General features: G+C 60.6%; 19 protein-coding genes. 9 read left to right on the plus strand and 10 right to left on the minus strand.

Going from position 1 to position 19,979, the window contains the following annotated elements:
- Window positions 1-22: 22 nt before the first annotated feature.
- Window positions 23-430 (plus strand): hypothetical protein, encoded by a 408-nt coding sequence (locus RCF34_RS20660; RefSeq protein ID WP_308709857.1) that lies wholly within the window; start codon window positions 23-25, stop codon window positions 428-430.
- A gap of 28 nt (window positions 431-458) precedes the next feature.
- Here the strand turns inward: RCF34_RS20660 and RCF34_RS20665 are convergent, their stop codons facing one another.
- The 6 genes from RCF34_RS20665 to RCF34_RS20690 form a co-directional block, all read right to left on the minus strand.
- On the minus strand, window positions 459-851 hold the full coding sequence (locus RCF34_RS20665) for a hypothetical protein (RefSeq protein ID WP_308709858.1): 393 nt from the start codon (window positions 849-851) through the stop codon (window positions 459-461).
- Window positions 848-1,348, minus strand: a complete 501-nt coding sequence (locus tag RCF34_RS20670) for a hypothetical protein (RefSeq protein WP_308709859.1) — start codon at window positions 1,346-1,348, stop codon at window positions 848-850. Before RCF34_RS20670 ends, RCF34_RS20665 begins: the two co-directional genes overlap by 4 nt.
- 98 nt (window positions 1,349-1,446) lie before the next feature.
- Window positions 1,447-2,508, minus strand: a complete 1,062-nt coding sequence (locus RCF34_RS20675) for a hypothetical protein (protein WP_308709860.1) — start codon at window positions 2,506-2,508, stop codon at window positions 1,447-1,449.
- Between the two features lie 1,805 nt (window positions 2,509-4,313).
- Window positions 4,314-4,883, minus strand: a complete 570-nt coding sequence (locus tag RCF34_RS20680; protein ID WP_308709861.1) for a recombinase family protein — start codon at window positions 4,881-4,883, stop codon at window positions 4,314-4,316.
- A 127-nt stretch (window positions 4,884-5,010) separates the two neighbouring features.
- Window positions 5,011-5,202 (minus strand): hypothetical protein, encoded by a 192-nt coding sequence (locus RCF34_RS20685; protein WP_068383901.1) that lies wholly within the window; start codon window positions 5,200-5,202, stop codon window positions 5,011-5,013.
- A gap of 268 nt (window positions 5,203-5,470) precedes the next feature.
- Window positions 5,471-6,757, minus strand: coding sequence for a site-specific integrase (locus RCF34_RS20690; RefSeq protein WP_308709862.1), 1,287 nt, complete (start codon window positions 6,755-6,757; stop codon window positions 5,471-5,473).
- A 400-nt stretch (window positions 6,758-7,157) separates the two neighbouring features.
- On the opposite strand from RCF34_RS20690, the gene RCF34_RS20695 reads away from it, so the two are divergent.
- From RCF34_RS20695 to RCF34_RS20725, 7 genes are all read left to right on the plus strand, one after another.
- A complete protein-coding gene (locus RCF34_RS20695) occupies window positions 7,158-7,439 on the plus strand; it encodes a hypothetical protein (protein ID WP_308709863.1) in 282 nt (93 codons plus the stop codon).
- Between the two features lie 176 nt (window positions 7,440-7,615).
- Window positions 7,616-9,607: a DNA polymerase III subunit gamma/tau gene (gene dnaX, locus RCF34_RS20700; RefSeq protein WP_308709864.1), complete on the plus strand. Its 1,992-nt coding sequence runs from the start codon at window positions 7,616-7,618 to the stop codon at window positions 9,605-9,607.
- 33 nt (window positions 9,608-9,640) lie between these two features.
- A complete protein-coding gene (locus RCF34_RS20705) occupies window positions 9,641-9,967 on the plus strand; it encodes a YbaB/EbfC family nucleoid-associated protein (RefSeq protein WP_007162246.1) in 327 nt (108 codons plus the stop codon).
- 62 nt (window positions 9,968-10,029) lie between these two features.
- On the plus strand, window positions 10,030-10,629 hold the full coding sequence (gene recR, locus RCF34_RS20710; protein WP_308709865.1) for a recombination mediator RecR: 600 nt from the start codon (window positions 10,030-10,032) through the stop codon (window positions 10,627-10,629).
- Between the two features lie 104 nt (window positions 10,630-10,733).
- Window positions 10,734-11,243: a sigma-70 family RNA polymerase sigma factor gene (locus RCF34_RS20715; protein ID WP_374941219.1), complete on the plus strand. Its 510-nt coding sequence runs from the start codon at window positions 10,734-10,736 to the stop codon at window positions 11,241-11,243.
- The gene (locus tag RCF34_RS20720) at window positions 11,240-12,172 is read left to right on the plus strand and encodes a DUF4880 domain-containing protein (protein WP_308709867.1); all 933 of its coding nucleotides are present in this window, start codon (window positions 11,240-11,242) and stop codon (window positions 12,170-12,172) included. The genes RCF34_RS20715 and RCF34_RS20720 overlap by 4 nt, the downstream gene beginning before the upstream one ends.
- A gap of 77 nt (window positions 12,173-12,249) precedes the next feature.
- Entirely contained in the window at window positions 12,250-14,667 is a 2,418-nt protein-coding gene (locus tag RCF34_RS20725) for a TonB-dependent siderophore receptor (RefSeq protein WP_308709868.1), read from the plus strand.
- A 38-nt stretch (window positions 14,668-14,705) separates the two neighbouring features.
- Here the strand turns inward: RCF34_RS20725 and fnr are convergent, their stop codons facing one another.
- Both fnr and hemN read right to left on the minus strand, forming a co-directional pair.
- Complete coding sequence (gene fnr, locus RCF34_RS20730; protein ID WP_007162251.1) at window positions 14,706-15,437, minus strand: fumarate/nitrate reduction transcriptional regulator Fnr; 732 nt, start codon at window positions 15,435-15,437, stop codon at window positions 14,706-14,708.
- Window positions 15,438-15,500: 63 nt separating this feature from the next.
- Window positions 15,501-16,883 (minus strand): oxygen-independent coproporphyrinogen III oxidase, encoded by a 1,383-nt coding sequence (gene hemN / locus RCF34_RS20735; RefSeq protein ID WP_308709869.1) that lies wholly within the window; start codon window positions 16,881-16,883, stop codon window positions 15,501-15,503.
- A 112-nt stretch (window positions 16,884-16,995) separates the two neighbouring features.
- Between hemN and RCF34_RS20740 the strand changes: the two genes are divergently transcribed.
- A complete protein-coding gene (locus RCF34_RS20740; RefSeq protein WP_308709870.1) occupies window positions 16,996-17,643 on the plus strand; it encodes an alpha/beta family hydrolase in 648 nt (215 codons plus the stop codon).
- Here RCF34_RS20740 and RCF34_RS20745 read toward each other — a convergent pair.
- Both RCF34_RS20745 and RCF34_RS20750 read right to left on the minus strand, forming a co-directional pair.
- Window positions 17,640-19,208 carry a rhodanese-related sulfurtransferase gene (locus RCF34_RS20745; RefSeq protein ID WP_308709872.1) on the minus strand — a complete coding sequence of 523 codons (1,569 nt, stop codon included), beginning with the start codon at window positions 19,206-19,208 and terminating at the stop codon, window positions 17,640-17,642. The two genes, RCF34_RS20740 and RCF34_RS20745, sit on opposite strands and share 4 nt — an antisense overlap.
- On the minus strand, window positions 19,205-19,807 hold the full coding sequence (locus tag RCF34_RS20750; RefSeq protein ID WP_308709873.1) for a cysteine dioxygenase: 603 nt from the start codon (window positions 19,805-19,807) through the stop codon (window positions 19,205-19,207). Before RCF34_RS20750 ends, RCF34_RS20745 begins: the two co-directional genes overlap by 4 nt.
- Window positions 19,808-19,979: the final 172 nt, after the last annotated feature.

Genomic DNA, 19,979 nt, shown 5'->3' on the forward strand with positions numbered 1-19,979 from the left:
TTTACTCTGACTTGAGGTAATGATGAGTTTTTTTGAAGACTTGAAAAATACGAAGGTTACGGATGCAGCTTTCTATTTAATGTTCATTTTGGCGCTGATAGCTCCGGGAACAGCCTACGCAATGGTCTTCCATCTGGAGGTGTTTAAGGAGTTGGATAGCTGGAAGGCGATTCTAATGGTTGTAGCTATAGGTGCCCCCTTGTTTGTCATAACGACAGCTACGACATACATCACCAACCACAGGTACTTTGAAGGGGAGGACGGTTTAAAGATTTTAGGCTTTTATTCTTGTTTAAATGTTTTAAGTAGTCCTTACGTGGTGCTTGTTTTGGCAGTTGATCAGAAATGGAGCTTCCTTCTGACATCCGCTGTCGCATTTCTTGCTTGTATGGTCGGTGGCGCTGTTATAGGAGGGGCTAGTCGAATATAGATAATATGCCATCCTTGGCGATGTCATTTTACTTAACGTTATTGTATTGTTCTTTAAAGCTTGCGCATTTCAGCATCTGAGCCAAAGAGACGTCCTTGCCATTGAATTGCTGGCTAAGCTTGTAGCTCAACATACTGATGCCACAGGCGGGCACTACAACAACGCCATAAGCTTTAAGGACAGGTGCGGTATCGATACTAATTTTGGTAGTGGTAATGCGGCCATCAGCCGATACAAGGAAGGCATCGATGGGAGCTGAATATTCCTTTGCCTTCTTGAGCATTCCGGCTTGTTCAAGTAGACGGTTCTGCGCTGCGATGTCACTCGCGCTTGGCTTCTTCTCAAGACCTTCAGTAGGTTTGGTTAGTAAGACGATGTGGGATTTCATCGACATAATACGATCTGCAAAGTGGGACATCATTTAGCCTCCTGTAGCTGCTTCTCTAGAGCTGCAATAGCCTGTTTTTCGAGCTTATCCATCCGATCTTGCTCCTTCTTGGCCTGCTCCTCAGCATCCTTACGGCGAGCTTCTTGGAGGGCAGCTTGAACTAGACGATTTTTCTCGGCTTCATAGTTCTCAAATACTTTTTGCTCATATACTTCGGTAAGCTTGTCTTCGATGAATTGAATGTCTTCAGCTTGAAGGGCAGGGGACTTCTTAAGGTAGATATAGCAGCTACCTACCATCCCGGAATGTGGAGCCTTCCAATCAGTAAAGGCCCACCCTTCGTTCAGGAGTTCAGAAACCTTAGTGATAAGTTCAGGTAGGATTTGGGCGTTGATTCTTTCTTGGCATCCCATTCCTGTTTTATATAGGTCAACACGGCTGGCAATAGCCGCATCAAGACTGCCTTGGTTGAACTTGATGTCATTGGTGGTTAGAGCGGCGTTGAATTGGTTTTGAAAAGTGTTGATCATTTGATACTCCGATATTAAGTTTAGTTTGTCTGGGCAAAGGAGTGCCCGTTATCTGAACTTTCGTTCAAATTCTTTTGAGATTCAGTTTTGGGTGATATTTAGAAAGGAAGAAAACTTTCGTCTTGTTCGTCTAAGCTTGCAAGGTTAGCAGACAGAGGGATGAGGTCTTTGCCACTCATTACATAGCGACGTTTACTACTGTTATGAAGCACTTGTCCTGTCCGGCAATCCTCAATGTAAAACCCGTTATCCTCAAACCAGTCAAAAAGCTGATCACTGATTTCACGACCATTCCGATTCCATCGACTAAGCGGCATCGATGAGAGATCGATCTTGATATCTGAGACTTCCACTTTCTCTGGTGCTGCTACGGTTTCTACCTCGCAGGACTCCCAGTCCTCATAACTGCTGCTCTCTGCTTCAATAGAAAATTGAATACCTTCGTAATCTTCACAAGGGATCGATTCTTTTACCCACTCTTCTCCAGCGGCCTCAGATTCAACGTATACGTCAGGCTGAGCACTGATGTTGCTTTCTCCTGATCGTTGCGCTACGAGGCTTACAGAGGGCTTCTGAGTGGCCTTATCGGCCTGCACTAACGCTAGGTCTTGAGTGATCACATATGAGTTGCTAACGCGAGCACCACCCATTGGCTTTGGTTTGATGACCAGTACACCAGATACACTTAGCTTCTTAATAAATCGTTTGACGGTAGAGACGCTGATGCCGGTATAGGCTGCAATCTCGTCTTGGTTATCAAACCAGACGTTCTTACCTTCCTTAAAAAACTGGAACCGATCCAACATCCAACACCAAAGAATCTTATCTTCGCAAGAGAAAGGGTAGACAACCTCAACGATTTCGCCGGTAGGCACAAGTTTATCTTCTGGGGTTTTTACTTTTACTTGTTCCCACCCTTTCCAGCCAGTAGCAGTCAGGATCTCGCGGTAGACAGCGAAGTAGGGGGACAGTTCTTTTTCTGATTTAGCGAATAGCTGAGTGTTCATTTTTAGGCCCTCTTGAGCACGTAGTTGATTTAAGTATTGATTGATAATAATGTTAGCTGTATGAGTGGCACTGTCTTTGTTCAAAAGCTTCATAATCTCGAACAGGTTTTGAGTGGCTTGCTCACCAAGCCTGATACGCACTGTATTTTCCATTTCTGTTTCCTCTTCGGTTAATTCCGTAGCTCTACTAGACACTCGGGGAATCTATTCTTTCTATCGATCTTCGATCTCTGCACCAAACAACAAATGTATAAAGGCTAAGAACGCCAACACTCCTAAAGCCAGCACGCAAGCATGAGATGGCACAGAAAGAATATAAGATTAAAAAGAATATCTGTTTTTGCTCTTGCTCTATTAGGCCTTCGTGCGCAGGTCGCAGACCAAGCTAAGAGGGACTGAGCTTCTCAGTGTTAAGTCATAAAATCGTTTCTCCTTTTCTTATTCTTTATCTTTATATTCTTTATCTCTATATCATTATTACTACTAGCTCTGTCAGACCTACGGCCGAGTGTCTGTGAGAGCTACGGGGAGTGTCTATCAGACCTACGGGAATCAACCACTCCTACTCAACAACTCATACAGCTCGGCATCTCGCAGCCTGTTACAGGTTTAGCATGTCAGATGCAGAAAGCCTGTTCTCTGCTGCCAACTGGTTTAGGTATTGGAGATTGCTGCTCTTCAAACTTAGGTGCAGTGGAACGTTATTATTACGCTGTTGTTTCATTTTCTAAACCCTGTTGTTTTAGTTTTTGAATCATTTCCTTATTGCTAATGCCTAGCTTCAGCCGATGGCGATGCATTTTTCCGTGACAGGATTTGGAACAGATCAGCTTGCCGGCGGAGTAGCATTCCATTGAATCCCCACACCAAAGACAGTCTCTTACAGTTTTTATTGTCATTATCTGAATCCTCAAACGAGAAATTATTTTTTTTGAACGAGCGAATCCTGTCGATTGAGTCATCCGACAGGGGTAAACGAATAAAAGGACATCTCAGGTTGAACACACTGGAAGATGCCAAAAGCTCTATAGCAGAGCTGGAGGAGTATTAGGTGGCAACGCCTAACTCACACGTTATCGTTGCCTGCTGGACGTGTTCTAAACAACAGTATCTGATTGCAAACAGGGAGGTACTGGGCAGCAAGAAGATGCCCCCGGCAAGGAATGAAAGAACCTGCCGCTATTTCTGCGTGCTAGAGCATGTAAGCTGTTTCCAGCGAGATAGGGCGAGTGCCTACCTACGGGTTGTTTATGAAGAGAACAACCAGCTCTTTGAATCTGAGGAACACAAAATCCCAACGCTTGGGCTGGGATGTTTGTTGATGTAATAAGTTAATTATATCAAGAGGATGCTATTACTGCATCCATATATAGGACACTTTGGTACATATAAGAGACAGGATAGAAGATTATAGTTGTGTTACTTCACTCTATTATACTGCAAAAGTTGCTATTTTGCAACTAATAAAGTGCATATCTAAAACCCATTGGGCCGATAACTTTCTCTATCCCTATATGCTTATTATAACGTGGATTTTCTGTATTGTATATAGCTAGTTGCATAGGATAATGTTAGTGTTTATATAAAAATCCAGTAATACCAAGGGTTGCAGCCGTTTATCCCTGCATATCAATCCGACCAACGGTAGTGTGTTGTTAGTTAATTCCATTTCCCCGCTAAAGTAAATGCCGTTAAGTATCCGATAGTCGGTATGCATAGATAGGGAAATATCGTCGAGGGCGACCCAGCGTTAAGTAAAAAGCTGGCGCAGCACTTATATCTCTCTGGACTTCTACAAATATGTTGCCCAAGCTGCCTATACGCCTCTCAGTGCAACGCTGGGAGGTGAGGGGTAGCTTAGTAGGAGGCAAAAGAAACCCCGCTCTGAGGCGGGGCTTAAAGGGGATATGAGAGTTGGAGCACTCATACCTAATCTGATTGCGATAAGGATGAAAGGTTCAGCCCTTGTTCCAGTGGCGCTTGATGGTAGCGATGCCAACGTCCAGTTCTTTAGCTGCTTGGCTCTGAGTCAATCCGCGTGTCTTAGCTGCCTGTACCTTCACAGTGGTGCCTACAGCTTCAGGCCTTCCTAGCTTCTTGCCTTCTGCCTTCGCTCGCTCCAGGCCAGCGTGTGTGCGCTCTATCAGCAGATCACGTTCGAACTCTGCTACAGCACATAGCACCTGCATCGTCATCTTGCCTGCTGCACTGGTGAGGTCTACTCCACCCAAGGCCAGACAGTGAACCCGGATTCCTTCCTCCGACAGCTTCTCTATGGTGCTACGTACGTCCATAGCGTTACGGCCTAGACGGTCGAGCTTGGTGACTATCAGCGTATCTCCGTGCTCCATGCGCTCTAAAAGCTTCTGGAAGCCTTTACGCTCACTGGCTTGGGTAGAGCCGGACACTGTCTCAGTGACTACCCTGCGAGCATCGACCGCGAAACCTGCCTGCTGTACTTCGAGCAATTGGTTGTCTGTGGTTTGGTCGGCAGTGGAGACGCGGGCATATAGGAACGTACGGCTCATCTCGATCCCTCGGTATCAATTAAGGTGGGATCACTTTATCAGCGTATCAAATAGTCGTTTAGCCTATTTTTTGATACCAGTTAGCGTATCGGATGAGCGGTATCGTTAAACGGTCGATTGATGATCCCTAGAGGAACCGGTGTGCCTTTGCCAAAGCATGTTCAAGAGCGGTGACACACTCCTTTTCTTTGGCATAAGCGGAGAAGCGCTGGTGCAAGTCCACCTTGGCACGTTCCAGGCTGGCTTTCCGCGTAGCTAGCTGCTGCTCTAGCAGGTCTTTGTTCGTGCTGACCTCGCAGAGAGGGGTAGTACGTTTCATAGCAATCTCCTCACGATTTTGCTGGGACCAAGCCTTCAGACAGTCGTTTGAATACAGAGTCGTCAGGGAACTGTAATGACTTTGTAAAGCTTGATAATAGGCAGCTTCAGGAGGTCGTTAGGATGTGAAGCGCGTGTAGAAATCGAGCTGCCAGTGCTTAGCAAACAGGGGGAGGGGAACGATAAACGGGCCACAGACGTGCTACAGGGTGCGTGGTTATTGGGTAGCGTCAGAATGGCCCTTGGGCCTAATTGTTATAATGTAACGTTTATAATGGGTTTATGGTCAGTTTTATCTGGCTCACTGCTGCTAGCATCTGCTCAATGAAGCGACGCTTCCCGTACACCGCAAAGGTCACTGCTGTATCCCCATGACCTACCAAGTCCTTGAGTAGGCTATCGGCGATTCCAGCTTCTCTCATGTCGTCTATGAACGAGTGCCTGAAGCTATGGAAGGTCTTTCGAGGATCGGTGATCCCTTGCTTGTGCCTGTAGACGCCAAACCACTTCGATACGGCATAACCATACCTGCCACGGACAGCCTTCAGCTCAGGCCACAGCCTTTCCTGTCCTGCCTGCCTCAAGTCTTCTAGGTGGTCACGTAACCCTATGTCCAGCAGGTCGGGATGCAAAGGGATGACTCGTCGGCTGGATGGGTTCTTGAGCTTCTGGTCTGGCCTAGCGTCATCGATCTTGATACAGGTGATGCCTTGCTCTTCCACGATGTCCTCAAGGTAGAGCTGAGCTAGCTCCTCCAAGCGTGCCCCTGTGGTTCGGGCTAAGAGGGGTAGCCAATACCTCCAGGGATTCTTCCTAGCTTCCTTAGTAAGAGAGCTATGGTTGAGGAGGGTGGCGATGTCTCGTTGATCGAAGGGTAGGCGTGCATCCTTAGCTGATGCCTCCATTACCTTCATTCCCCTCAGGGGGTTAGCTTGCAGGTATCCATTGGAGACGCACCAGTTCATCCAGGAGGTCAGCTTTCGTAGCCGGTTGTTGATGGTGACTGGCGTGATGGTCTCGTACTGATGCTCAGACTCCACAATCTCTAGCAGCGTCTTGCCTTTGAATTCAGGACGCAGACCGTAGTACCGAGGGCAACGGGATAGCCTTTCCTTTAGTGTCCTGGCTTGCTGCTGGTCGAAAGCTTCCGCATCCATATCACCCATCAAGGCAAAGAACTCTTGGATGGTGCGTTCAACGTCTGCTATCTGTCCTTGCCTCCAGGCTCCTTGCTTCCCTTCAGCTACGTACTCCTTTGCAAGCCTGCTCAGCAGCGGTCCGTTTGCCATGACTGGTAGAGGAGGACTGACACGATTGGGAGGAGGAGAGGGCAGACGTTCGAGTCTCTCCGTCAGCACCATATTCCTACACAGTGCCTGTAGCTCGCTGTAGGTGGCTTCCGGGTACGTAGACCGATGCTCATCGACCTGCTGAGCTATCGCCGTGGCTTTGAAGATGGCTGCTCGTCGCTCCTGTATCCCTAGGCTGATTCGTAAGTGCTGATCGCCGATGCGAACGTTGAGGTAGTAGGTCGAACCTCTGCGAATGACGTACATGTGTGACAGGCCTGTGTGACACCAATGTGTGACAAAGCCGTCACCTCAGGAATCGTGTGTTGAGCATCGAAAGGAGGTACAATCCCAAATTCCCCAGAACCTGCTGGCTAGAGCGGTTCAATGATCAACCAGTGTGCTTGCACAATACCCGGTCAGGCCCGGAAGGGAGCAGCCGCAGCGGTGATGTCGTGTGCCGGGGTGTGGCTGGCGGGGCCACCTCCATTTCTGCCCCTCGCTTTTCCTCTTCCCGCTTTTCCCGTCCTTTTTCCACGTCGCCTGGCAGCGCCCCGCGCGCCATGTCACGCGGCATTTCGTGACGAAATGCACTGTTTTGGTTCATGGCCTTGTGCCATCATGCGCGCCGCACCATCACTACTGGACGAATGTCCAAGGATTCTTCGTGAAGAACGGACTCGAAAGCGCAGGACGCGCCCTGAGCAATGGCCTCCATCCCTATCGTGTCGACTGCCGGCGCGACACCGAGGCGACGCTGGTCGCTCAGATCTACCACCCCACCGAGCCCCTGCTGCTGATCAGGATCGACCTGCCCAACGAGGAGGCGATCAATCCCTTCAAGATGAACGCCACCGTGACCCGCCTGCGCGGCCAGCTGGATGCCCTGGCAGCCTATGTCTCCAGCGTGGTCCTGGCCGACGGCGAAGACCACTGCCGGCGCGCCTGAAACGGCTTTTTCGCCGCTACTTCCCCTCCTGATCGCTTGAAAATCCGCCTGGCTGCCTCCATCTGGAGAGGTAGCCGCAGCCGGCATGGCGTCGTCCCGATACCACGCCGCGGGATGCATTCGCGGCCCCTCTTCGTTAGCATGTGCCCCCTACGTCTTCTCCTGATCAGGTCTCGATGAGTTACCAGGTTCTTGCGCGCAAATGGCGCCCGCGGTCATTCCGCGAAATGGTCGGCCAGACCCATGTGCTCAAGGCGCTGATCAATGCGCTGGACAACGAGCGGCTGCACCACGCCTATCTGTTCACCGGCACCCGCGGGGTGGGCAAGACCACCATCGCGCGGATCCTGGCCAAGTGCCTGAATTGCGAGACCGGTATCAGCTCGACGCCCTGTGGCAACTGCTCGGTGTGCCGCGAGATCGACGAAGGCCGCTTCGTCGACCTCATCGAGGTGGACGCCGCCAGTCGCACCAAGGTGGAAGACACCCGGGAGCTGCTGGAGAACGTGCAGTACGCACCGTCCCGCGGTCGCTACAAGGTGTACCTCATCGACGAGGTGCACATGCTTTCCACCCACAGCTTCAATGCCCTGCTCAAGACGCTGGAGGAGCCGCCACCCCACGTCAAGTTCCTGCTCGCCACCACCGATCCGCAGAAGCTGCCGGTCACCATCCTCTCGCGCTGCCTGCAGTTCTCGCTGAAGAACATGCCGCCGGAGCGGGTCGTCGCCCATCTCCAGCACGTACTCGCCGCGGAAGGCATTCCCTTCGAGGACGATGCCCTCTGGCTGCTGGGTCGCGCGGCCGATGGCTCCATGCGCGACGCCATGAGCCTGACCGACCAGGCGATCGCCTTTGGCGAGGGCAAGGTGCTGGCTGCGGACGTGCGCGCCATGCTCGGAACCCTCGACCATGGTCAGGTCTACGACGTACTCCAGGCCTTGCTGGAAGGCGATGGTCGCGCCGTGCTGGACGCGGTTCGCCATCTGGCCGAGCAAGGCCCCGACTGGGGCGGGGTGCTGGCCGAGCTGCTCAATGTGCTGCACCGCGTGGCCATCGCCCAGGTGCTGCCCGCTGCGGTGGACAACGGCCAGGGCGATCGCGAGCGAGTGCTGACCCTGGCGCAGACGCTGCCGGCGGAAGATGTCCAGTACTACTACCAACTGGGTCTGGTCGGGCGGCGCGATCTGCCGCTGGCACCGGATCCGCGCCACGGCTTCGAGATGGTCCTGCTGCGGATGCTGGCCTTTCGGCCCGTCGGTGCAGTGGTTGCCGAGCGACCGGCACTAAAGACGACGGGAGCCAGCCCGGCCACGGCTGACTCCAACCCCCGTCCGGTGGCCGCGGCGGTTCCGGTGGCCTCAATGCCTGCTCCCAGGCCTCAGGCAGCCCCTGCGCATGCTCCCGAGCCGTCACCTGCAAGTAATACCACCCCTGCAAGGGTGCCGGTCGATCTACCCTGGGAGGAGTCTGGACAAGCAGAGGTCAAGGCGGCAGCGGTGCCAGCCCCCGCACCGGTGACACAGGCCGCTGCGCCCATCGCTCAGGCGGCGCCCAGCGCCGCACCTGCGCCACGGGTCGAGACGACGCCGGACGCCACGGTGATCGCCGAACTGCCGGCGGACACCGCCGGTGACGATCTGGATGGTGACGAAGAGCCGCCACCCGCCGAGGATTACTACGAGGTGGGGCTGGACGACTATCTCGACAGCCTCGGCGAGCCGACTGCCGAAGCGGTGGCCGCGGCCCCTGCGCCGGCGGTGCAACCGGCCACGGGCCTGGCAGCCGATTGGCAGACCCTGTTCCCCGACCTCAAGCTGGGCGGGCTGACGGCCAGCATCGCGGCCAACTGCACCCTGGTGGCGGTGGACGGCGATCGCTGGCACCTGCACCTGGATCCGGCGCAGAGTGCCTTGTTCAACGCCAACCAGCAGCGCCGGCTCAACGATGCGCTGAATCAGCAGCAGGGACGTCCCATCACGCTCGAGGTCACCATCCAGACCCCCGAGCAGGAGACGCCCGCCCAGGCCGCCGCTCGGCGCCGGGCGGAGCGTCAGCGGCAGGCGGAGCAGTCCATTCAGGACGATCCGTTGATCCGTCAGATGATGCAACAGTTCGCCGCCACGGTGCGCGCGGGTACCATCGAGCCGGTCGACACCCAAGCCTGACCGGTTTTCCATTCATAGTTCGAGGTAGCAGACATGATGAAAGGTGGCATGGCCGGCCTGATGAAGCAGGCCCAGCAGATGCAGGAAAAGATGCAGAAGATGCAGGAAGAGCTGGCGAACGCCGAAGTGACCGGTCAATCCGGCGCCGGCTTGGTCAGCGTCGTCATGACCGGCCGACACGACGTCAAGCGCGTCAGCCTGGACGACAGCCTGATGCAGGAAGACAAGGAAATCCTCGAGGACCTGATCGCCGCCGCGGTGAACGACGCCGTGCGCAAGATCGAGCAGAACAGCCAGGACAAGATGTCCGGCATGACCTCCGGGATGCAGCTGCCGCCCGGCTTCAAGATGCCTTTCTAAGACGCTCCAGCTGCGGGTGTCCATCGGGCGCCCGTTTCTCCCGCCTTCCAGTACGGTAGTCCATGAGCTTCAGTCCCTTGATTCGCCAATTGATCGATGCGCTCCGGGTCCTGCCCGGCGTCGGCCAGAAGTCCGCCCAGCGCATGGCCCTGCAACTGCTCGAGCGCGAACGCCAGGGTGGCCAGCGCCTGGCCAATGCCCTCAGCGCCGCCATGGAAGGGGTCGGCTACTGCCAGCGCTGCCGCACCCTCAGCGAAGACGAGATCTGCGGCTTCTGCGCCGATACTCGGCGTGACGACAGCCTGCTCTGCGTGGTGGAGGGGCCCATGGACGTCTTCGCCGTGGAGCAGACCGGCTATCGCGGGCGCTATTTCGTGCTCAAGGGGCACCTGTCGCCCATCGACGGCCTGGGTCCGGACGCCATCGGCGTACCCGAACTCGAGCGGCGCGTCAGCGAGGGTGGCTTCACGGAAATGATCATCGCCACCAACCCCACGGTGGAAGGCGAGGCGACCGCCTACTACATCGCCCAGCTGCTGACGCCCAAGGGGCTGACCATCTCCCGTATCGCCCATGGCGTGCCCCTGGGTGGCGAACTGGATCTGGTCGACGGCGGCACCCTGACCCACGCCTTCGCCGGGCGCAAACCGATCAGTCTCTAGCGCTTTACCTAAGCTGCCTGCGCACCCCGGGCGCGCGACACGGCTGTATCTTGTGATCGAGAAGCATTATCATTATCGGAAATCAGCGGCTTCCGAGGATGGTGATGCAGACGCTCGAGTCCGACCGGTATGGACACATCCGGACCCTCTACCAGGATCATCACGGCTGGTTGCGCGAGCGGCTGCAGCGGCGGCTGGGTTGCCTGGGGCAGGCGGCCGATCTGGCCCAGGACACCTTCGTGCGGCTGCTGGCCCGGGAAGGGGAGCTGGAACGCCTGCGTGAGCCGCGCGCCTTCCTGGCGACCGTCGCCCAGGGACTGCTGGCCAACCACTGGCGCCGCCAGGCGCTGGAGCGCGCCTATCTCGACGCACTCGCCGCGCAACCGCAGGCCGTGCAGCCTTCGCCGGAAGCCCAGGCACTGATCCTGGAAACCCTCACCGAACTCGATGCGCTGCTCGACCGCCTGCCCGGCCGGGTGCGCCAGGCTTTTCTGCTGGCGCAGCTGGAAGGCCTCACCTATGCCGTCATCGCCGAGCGCCTGGGCGTGTCGGAGCGGATGGTCAAGAAGTACATGGCCCAGGCCATGTTGCACTGCCTGGAACTGGTGTCTTGAGTGCGCTGACGCCGGGTCGTGGCGGACCTCTGGAGGAAGCGGCGGACTGGTTCGCCGAACTGGCTGCCGACGAGGTGGACCCCGTCACCGAGCGGGCCTGGGAACGCTGGTTGCAAGCGGATAGCTGCAACGCCGTGGCCTGGGCACGGGTGGAGGAAATCAGTGCGCGTTTCAGCGGTCTGCCTCCGTCCGGGCGAATGGCCCTGGCGCGGCGCGAGTCCCTGGGACGGCGCCGGGCGCTCAAGGTACTGGGGTTGGCCCTGGGTGGTCTGGCGCTGGGCTGGGCGCGGCCGGACGACTGGCGTCTGGGGCAGGGCGCCGACCTGAGCACGGCGGTCGGCGAGATCCGTGGCTTCGACCTGGCCACCGGGGTACGCGTCTGGCTCAACACCGACAGCCAACTCGCGCGCGGCGCAACGGCGGATCACTGGCGCTTGCTGCGTGGCGAGGCGCTGTTCGAAAGCCGAGGCAGGACAGCCCCCATAGTGCTGGATACAACGCCAGGCCGGGTGCGCTTCGGGGCAGGCTGCTGCGCGGTCCACGCGCGTGACGAAGGCCTGGAGGTCGCGGCCTACAGCGGGGCTCTGCACCTGCTGCCACGCCAGGCCCGGCCCGAGAGCCTGGCGCAAGGGAGCCGAGCGCTGATGACGGCTATCGCCGTACAGCCTCTAGGCCCGGTCGATCCAGGGCGGCAACTCTGGCGCCAGGGACGGCTGGTGGTGGACGACTGGTCGCTCGCGGCCCTGGTGGCGGAGCTGGGTCGCTATCGACCGGGCCTGCTGACCTGCACCGCCACGGTCGCCCAACTGCGGGTGGTGGGCAGCTACCCCCTGGCTGACACCGATCGCGCGCTGGCCGCCCTGGCCGATAGCCTGCCGGTACGTGTGGAGCGACGCCTGCCCTGGTGGGTGCAGATCGTGCCCGCCTGAAAAAATGTGTCGCGGACGGTTCCCCTTTGGCGCGCTCGCGGGGCTTGGGGGAAACGATCTCCACTTCGAGGCCCCTCATGCACCGCCATACCCGCTTCACACTGCATCCGCTGCGCCGCGCCCTGCGCGTCTTCGCCCTGGCCATGCCACTGGGCATCACCAGCCTGGCCACGTCCCAGGGCCTGGTCCAGGCAGAACCCCTGACTCAGGAATACCGCATCGAGGGGGGCAGTCTGGCCACGGTGGTGAGCACCTTCGCCGCCCAGAGCGGCGTGTTGCTGTCCGCGCCCGCCCAGAGGCTGGAAGGGCGGCGCAGTGCGGGCCTGCAAGGCCGCTACACGCCGGCCGAGGGTTTCCAGCAGATTCTCCAGGGCAGTGGCCTGCAGGCAGTGCGGCAGGCCGATGGCAGCTACCACCTGGAGTCGGCGGCCACGAGCGGGGTGACCGCCCTCAGCGAGACCACGGTGACCGGCTTCGCCCTGGGCAACGCCCTGGGCGAGACCGACGGCTATCTCGCCACCCACAGCGACGTGGCCACCAAGACCAGCAAGGGGTTGCTGGAAACCTCCCAGTCGGTCTCGGTGGTGACCCGCGAACAGATCGATGACCAGGGCGCCAAGACCGTGCAGCAGGCCATGAAATACACCCCGGGCATCTTCACCGGCCAGATCGGCGCCTCCAATCGCTACGACTACGTGGTGATGCGCGGCTTCGCCGACAACAGCGTCGACAATGTCTTTCTCGACGGCCTCAAGACCATGGGCGACAGCGGCACCTTCAGCTCGCTGCAGGTCGATCCCTATTTCCTCGAACGCATCGACGTGGTGAAGGGACCGGCCTCGGTGCTCTATGGCCGCAGCCTGCCGGGCGGTCTGGTGGCCCTGACCAGCAAGAAGCCGCTGTACCAGCCCTATCACCAGGTCCAGGCCACCCTGGGTAATCTTGGCCAGCATGGCGCCGGCTTCGATTTCGGCGGACCGCTGGACGGGGAGGGGCGCATCGCCTATCGCCTGGTGGGTCTGGCGCAGCACAGCGACACCCAGTTCGATCATGTGGAGGAAGAGCGCTATGCCCTGGCGCCCAGCCTGGCCATCGACCTGAGCGACGACACCACCCTGACCCTGCAGGCCTATCTGCAAAAGGACCCGGATGGCGGCTACCACAGTGGTGTCCCAGCCGAAGGCAGCCTCTATCGCCGCAATGGCCGCTACATCAGCAACCACTTCTTCGACGGCGAACCCGACCACGACAAATTCGAGCGGACCCAGCAGATGGTCGGCTATCAGTTCGAGCACAGGTTCAACGACGTCTGGAGCGCGCGGCAGAATTTCCGCTATGCCAAGTCGCGGGTCGAGCTTGAGCAGGTCTATGGCTACGGCTATGTCGGCAACGGCGACCTGCTCAATCGCTACTACTCCGGCGGCCGGGAAAACCTGCACGCCTATACCCTGGACAACCTGGTGCAGGCGGACTTCGACTGGGCGGGCAGCCGCCATACGCTGCTGGCCGGCCTGGACTACCAGCGCCGCTGGACCCACGTCGATTGGCCCAGTGGCACGGCGGATCCGCTGGATGCCTTCGAGCCGAGCTATGGCGGCGGGGTGGCGATCTCTCCCGGCAGCGAGTATCGCCGTGAGCTGGAGCAGACCGGTGTCTACCTGCAGGATCTGATCGAACTGGATCGCTGGCGCCTTTCGCTCGGCCTGCGTCAGGACTGGGTGGAGATCGGCATCGAGGATCGCCAGGCGGGTACCCGCAGCAGCGCGCGTCGCGGCCAGGCCAGCGGGCGCGCCGGAGCGCTCTATCTGTTCGACAATGGCCTGGCGCCCTACCTGAGTTATTCCACGTCCTTCAACCCCAATGCCTACAACGACGCCGCGGGCAATCCCCTGGAGCCCACCGAGGGCAAGCAGTGGGAGCTGGGCCTGAAATACCAGCCGCCGGGCAGCGCCAGCTTCTATACCGCCTCGCTGTTCCACATCACCCAGGAAAACGTGGCGACCAAGTTGCCCCAGGAAGACTTCTATTCCTCGGTGGGCGAGATCCGCTCCCGTGGCCTGGAGCTGGAGGGCCATCTGCAACTGGCCGAGCGGCTCAAGCTGCTGGGTAGCTACACCTTCACCGATATCGAGTACACCCAGGCGCTGGACGGCACCCAGGGCAATACGCCGAACCAGGCGCCTCGGCACCAGGCGTCGCTGTGGGGGCAATACGAGCTGACGGGGCCCCTGGCGGGCTTCAGCGTCGGCGCCGGCGCACGCTACGTGGGCACCAGCTGGGCGGACAAGGCCAACACCCGCAAGGTACCGGCCTACACCCTGGTGGACGCCATGCTCGCCTATGACTTCACCCGCCTGGGGCTGCCGGGGCTGAACGCGCGGGTCAATGCCAACAACCTGCTGGGCAAGGACTATGTGGCGTCCTGCTACAGCCTGGACTTCTGCTATTTCGGGGAGGAGCGCAACGTGACCGCGACGGTCAGCTACAGCTTCTAGCCGCCCAGGGTCCTGCCACTCGGGGCAGGACCCTGGCCTCAACCTTCCAGTTGGCCGCCCGCGAGGGCGCAGAGGCGGGCGGAATCGAGGATGCGCACCTCCTTGCCTTCCGCCGCCAGCACGCCGCTCTGCTGGAAGCGGGTGAAGACGCGCGATACGGTTTCCACCGCCAGGCCGAGGAAGTTGCCGATCTCGTTGCGCGACATGCTCAGGCGGAATTGCTGGGCGGAAAAGCCGCGGGCATGGAAGCGCGCGGAGAGATTGACCAGGAAGGTGGCGATGCGCTCGTCGGCGCTCTTCTTCGACAAGAGCACCATCATCTGCTGGTCGTCGCGGATCTCCCGGCTCATCACCCGCAGCAGCTGGCGGCGCAATTGCGGCAGCTGCTCGGAGAGTTCGTCCAGGCGCTCGAAGGGGATCTCGCAGACGGTGGTGGTCTCCAGCGCCCGGGCCGAGACCGGATAGCGCTCGGTGTCCATGCCCGACAGGCCGACCAGTTCGCTGGGCAGGTGGAAGCCGGTGATCTGCTCCTCGCCGGCATCGCTCAGGCTGCTGGTGCGCAGGGCGCCGGAGCGCACCGCATAGACCGAGCCGAAGGTATCGCCCTGGCGGAACAGGTGGTCACCCTTGGCCAGCGGCCGGCCACGCTTGACGATCTGGTCGAGGGCGTCCAGGTCTTTCAGATCGAGCGACAGCGGCAGGCACAGCGAGGCGAGGCTGCAATCCTTGCAATGGGCCTGGGCGTTGCGCAGCTTGAGGGGCTCGGTCATGGGGGAAGATCGCTTCTCGTCTGGTTCCAAAGGTCTAACTTTAGCAGTCGTGGCAGGCATGGGTCATATCACCCGGGAAAAGCGCTGATTGTCATGGTCCGCCAGATAGCGGTCGAACAGCATGCACAGGGCGCGGATCAGCAGGCGGCCCGGCGCCAGCACCTTTAAGCCGCGCGCATCGAGACGGATCAGGCCGTCGGCGGCCATGGCGTCGAGGTGCGGCCAGGCATCGGCGAAGTACTGGCGGAAATCCAGTTCGCAGCTGCGCTCGATGGCGGCGAAATCCAGCTGGAAGTGGCAGACCAGCTGGGCGATCACCGCGCCGCGGATGCGGTCGTCCCGCGAGCGACGCAGGCCGCGGGCCACCGCCAATTCGCCCTGGCCCAGGCGTTCCTGGTAGCGGGCGAGATCGGGGGTGTTCTGGCAGAGCACCTCGCCCACCTGGCTGATGGCGGAGACGCCCAGGCCCAGCAGGTCACAGTGGCCGTGAGTGGTGTAGCCCTGGAAGTTGCGCTGCAGGGTGCCGTCCTCCTGGGCGATGGCCAGGTCGTCGTCGGGCAGGGCGAAGTGGTCCATGCCGATGTAGCGATAGCCGGCGGCCAGCAGCTGTTCCACTGTGCGCTGCAGCATCTCCAGCTTGGCCGCGGGGTCCGGCAGTTCGCTGGCTTCGATGCGCCGCTGCGGCGCAAAGCGCTGCGGCAGATGGGCGTAGTTGAACACCGACAGGCGATGGGGCTGCAAGTCCAGTACCCGCTCCACGGTGTGGGCGAAGCTGGCCGGGGTCTGCCGTGGCAGGCCGTAGATGAGGTCCAGGTTGATGGAGCGATAGTCGAGGGCGCGGGCGGCCTCCACCAGGGTGCGGGTGTCGTCGAAGGGCTGCAGGCGATTGATCGCCAACTGCACCTGCAGGTCCAGGTCCTGGACGCCGAAGCTGACGCGGTTGAAGCCCAGCTCGCGCAACAGGCCCATGGTGCTCCAGTCGGCTTCGCGCGGATCGATCTCGATGGAGTAGTCACCACGGTCGTCGTCGGCCAGGGTGAAGTGACGGCGCAGGTCGGCCATCAGCTCGCGCAGCTGCATGGGATTGAGAAAGGTCGGGGTGCCGCCGCCGAGGTGCAGCTGTTCCACCCGCTGCCCGCCATCCAGGTGCCGGCTGGTGAGGATCATCTCCTGGCGCAGGGCGTGGAGGTAGGCGGCGCTGCGGCTGCGGTCCTTGGTGATGACCTTGTTGCAGGCGCAGTAGTAGCAGATGTTGGCGCAGAAGGGTACGTGCAGGTAGAGCGACAGCGGTCGTCCGGCCTGGCGACTCAGGCGCAGGGCGCCGAGCTGGTCGAAGGGGCCGATGCCGTCGTGGAATTGCACGGCGGTGGGGTAGGAGGTGTAGCGGGGGCCGGCGCGATCGTAGCGGGCGATGAGGTCGGCGTCCCAGGCGAGGGCGGCTGTCATGCCGGGCTCCAATGGTTTCGAGGTGCCCAGTGTGAGGCGCACGGCCCGCGCTTTATTGATCCAGATCAATGGATAGCCGGTTAAGCTTTGGCGTTTGGACGAGGAGTAGCCCATGGCAGACGAGTTGTACCTCGACAGCTTCCGCGAATGCCGACCCGCGGGTCCGCCGCTGGCGACCCTGTTGCTGGCCCATGGGGCGGGGGCGGGGATGGACAGCCCCTTCATGCAGCAGCTGGCCGAGGAGCTGGCCGGGCGTGAGATCCGCACCCTGAGATTCGACTTTCCCTACATGGCGCGGGCCCGCGCCGAAGGCAAACGGCGCCCGCCGAATCCGGCGCCGGTCCTGCTGGAGCACTGGCGGGCCATGGTCGCCACCTGGCGCGCGGCAGAAAGTGGGCCGCTGTGGCTGGCGGGCAAGTCCATGGGCGGGCGGATGGCCAGTCTGCTGGCCGATGAACTGGGCGCGGTGGGCCTCGTCTGCCTGGGCTATCCCTTCCATCCGGCCGGCAAGCCCGAGCGGCTGCGCACCGAACACCTGGCGACCCTGGCCACGCCGACGCTGATCGTCCAGGGCGAGCGGGATGCCCTGGGCACCCGTGCGGAGGTGGCCGGTTATGCCCTGGCGCCGACCATCGAGGTGCAGTGGATCGCCACCGGCGACCACGATCTCAAGCCGCTCAAGAGCAGCGGCCTGAGCCAGACCCAGGCGCTGATGGAGACGGCGGCCTGGGTGGCGGCCTTCGTGCGGACCAGCGGCTAGATAACCCGGAAGCCACTGGTGCCATCGCGCCGCAGCTGCTCGACCAGGCCGAATTCCCAGTCCAGGTAGGCTTGCATGGCCTCGCGCGGGGCATCGGTGCCTTCGTAAGGGCGCCGATAGCGATCGCGCCGGGTCGACAGCAGTCGCGTCTCGCCGCCTTCCACCGGCAGACCCGCAGCCAGCCAGGCCGCGGTGCCGCCTTCAAGCAGCAGGACCGGCCGGTTGGTAATGGCCTGGACGTCGACGGCGGCGAAGGCGGCCAGTTGGCCACTGCCGCAGGTGAAGACATAGCGCTCGGCCGGTGGCAGCGCTGCCGGCAGATCGGCGCGCAGCACCCAGGCGGCGCCCGGGATGTGCCTCTGGACATAGTTGGCGCTGGCGGTGACATCCACCACCAGGGTGCCGGGCTCCGCCAGCAATTCCTGCAGGCGCGTTACCGAGATGCGCTCCACCGGCCCGGGTACGGGGGCTGGCGGCTGCCAGGGACCGGTGGCGCTCAGGGCGTCTGCCGGGATGGCGTCGACCACCGCCACGTCCCAGCCCATCTGCGCCAGCCAGGAGGCGCTCATGTTGGCGCGCACGCCGTCGTCGTCCACCAGGGCCAGGCGGGCACCGCGTACCGGGGCGCTGTGATCGGTCTCCTGGACCAGCTGGCCACCTGGCGTCGAACGGGCACCGGACAGGTGGCCGGCGGCGAATTCCTCGGGGGTGCGGACATCGATCAGGTAGTTCGTCCGCCGCGCCTCGCTGCACCAGGCCTCCAGTTCGCTGAAGGCAAGGCGGGCGACCCCGGCGCGATCGGCGACCTGACGCGCGCGGCTCGCGGCGGTCGCCTGGGTCGCCGGCCTTACCGCACCGAAGCGGCGTTGCTGGCCGCGTTCCAGGGTCTGGCCGGCCAGGGTCCAGCCGATGGTACCGTTGCGCAGGGCGGCCACCGGATTGGGAATGCCGGCGTTGATCAGCGACTGGGCGCCGATCAGGCTGCGGGTACGGCCGGCGCAGTTGACGATGACCCGGGTCCGCGGATCGGGTGCCAGCTCGGCCACCCGCAGTACCAGTTCGGCACCCGGCACGCTGACTCCGCCGGGAATGCTCATCGTCTGGTATTCCTCGAAGCGGCGGGCGTCGAGGATCACCAGATCGGCCTGCTGATCCAGCAGCGCCTGGACCTCCTCGGCGGGCAGCGAGGGGGTATGGCGGCGGGCTTCCACCAGTTCGCCAAAGGCCTTGCTCGGCACGTTGACGTCGATGAAGAGTTCGCCGCCGCTGGCGCACCAGCCCGCCAGGCCACCCTCGAGCAAGGCCACGTCGGTGTAGCCGAGGGCGTGCAGGCGTTCGGCCGCGCGTTCCGCCAGGCCCTCGCCCGCGTCATAGAGGGTGATGGCCACGTCGCGCCGCGGCAGCCGTGACCAGGCTTCCAGCTCCAGGCGCGACAGCGGCAGATTGGCGGCCCACAGCGGATGGCCGGCGGCAAAGGGGTCTTCCTCGCGGACGTCGAGCAGGGCGACCTCGGTGCCGGCGAGCAGGGCCTGGCGGATGTCCTCGGCGGTGCGGATGGCGGTCATGGCGTGGCGGTCTCCTGGGAAAGGTCCCACAGGTTGGGCAGCTGGCGATTGGTGTAGCCGGAGATGAAGGGCTTTTCCTGGCCATCCGCGGCATAGACGGCGCGGCGCACGGCGCCGATGTTGCCGCCATAGACGTGGATGCTGATGGAGGTGCGGTCGGCATAGGCGTTGCTGACCTGGTGGATGTCGCCCACCCGCGGCGAGACCGCTTCCACCTGGCCCGGCTCCAGGCGCACGGGAGCGCCTTCCGGCAGCAGGCGGCCGGCGGGGTCGCGGGCGAAGCCCTGGGCGGTCTCGGCGCCGCGCAGCATGCCGATCAGACCCCAGGTGCGGTGGTCATGCACCGGCGTGGCCTGGCCCGGACCCCAGACGAAACTCACCACCGAGAAGCGCTGGCGGGCATCGGCATGGAGCAGGTACTGGCTGTAGCGCTCGGGGCGGGGCAGGGCGCAGTCCTCGGGCAGCCAGTCATCCTGGCGGACCAGCTCGCCGAGAAGGGCGGCGCCTCGCTGCAGCAGCTGCGGTTCGGCAGGGTATTCGTCGACCAGGGTGGCGAGGTCATGCAGGAACAGGCGCAGGCGGTCGAGCCTAAGGGTCATGGAGGGCTCCACGGGTAAGGCGGGTGGGCAATGACGGCCATTAAAGCAAGGCTGAGGCCCAGGACGTTATATCGATTGGTTCTGTGCTGAAAACCAAGAGTCGCATAATTACCTATTTAGGTTATCCGTGAGGTGCATATTAGGTTATGCGCAATCGATATTTCCGTCTCGG

This window comes from Pseudomonas sp. 102515, assembly GCF_031085165.1.
Lineage (GTDB): Bacteria > Pseudomonadota > Gammaproteobacteria > Pseudomonadales > Pseudomonadaceae > Chryseomonas.

Coding starts and splice junctions, on each gene's coding strand:
- RCF34_RS20670 (WP_308709859.1), bottom strand. CDS start 1,348: ATGATCAACACTTTTCAAAACCAATTCAACGCCGCTCTAACCACCAAT.
- RCF34_RS20725 (WP_308709868.1), top strand. CDS start 12,250: ATGCACCGCCATACCCGCTTCACACTGCATCCGCTGCGCCGCGCCCTG.
- RCF34_RS20715 (WP_374941219.1), top strand. CDS start 10,734: ATGCAGACGCTCGAGTCCGACCGGTATGGACACATCCGGACCCTCTAC.
- RCF34_RS20750 (WP_308709873.1), bottom strand. CDS start 19,807: ATGACCCTTAGGCTCGACCGCCTGCGCCTGTTCCTGCATGACCTCGCC.
- RCF34_RS20660 (WP_308709857.1), top strand. CDS start 23: ATGAGTTTTTTTGAAGACTTGAAAAATACGAAGGTTACGGATGCAGCT.
- dnaX (WP_308709864.1), top strand. CDS start 7,616: ATGAGTTACCAGGTTCTTGCGCGCAAATGGCGCCCGCGGTCATTCCGC.
- RCF34_RS20690 (WP_308709862.1), bottom strand. CDS start 6,757: ATGTACGTCATTCGCAGAGGTTCGACCTACTACCTCAACGTTCGCATC.
- recR (WP_308709865.1), top strand. CDS start 10,030: ATGAGCTTCAGTCCCTTGATTCGCCAATTGATCGATGCGCTCCGGGTC.
- RCF34_RS20745 (WP_308709872.1), bottom strand. CDS start 19,208: ATGACCGCCATCCGCACCGCCGAGGACATCCGCCAGGCCCTGCTCGCC.
- RCF34_RS20740 (WP_308709870.1), top strand. CDS start 16,996: ATGGCAGACGAGTTGTACCTCGACAGCTTCCGCGAATGCCGACCCGCG.
- RCF34_RS20685 (WP_068383901.1), bottom strand. CDS start 5,202: ATGAAACGTACTACCCCTCTCTGCGAGGTCAGCACGAACAAAGACCTG.
- RCF34_RS20680 (WP_308709861.1), bottom strand. CDS start 4,883: ATGAGCCGTACGTTCCTATATGCCCGCGTCTCCACTGCCGACCAAACC.
- fnr (WP_007162251.1), bottom strand. CDS start 15,437: ATGACCGAGCCCCTCAAGCTGCGCAACGCCCAGGCCCATTGCAAGGAT.
- RCF34_RS20675 (WP_308709860.1), bottom strand. CDS start 2,508: ATGGAAAATACAGTGCGTATCAGGCTTGGTGAGCAAGCCACTCAAAAC.
- hemN (WP_308709869.1), bottom strand. CDS start 16,883: ATGACAGCCGCCCTCGCCTGGGACGCCGACCTCATCGCCCGCTACGAT.
- RCF34_RS20705 (WP_007162246.1), top strand. CDS start 9,641: ATGATGAAAGGTGGCATGGCCGGCCTGATGAAGCAGGCCCAGCAGATG.
- RCF34_RS20665 (WP_308709858.1), bottom strand. CDS start 851: ATGATGTCCCACTTTGCAGATCGTATTATGTCGATGAAATCCCACATC.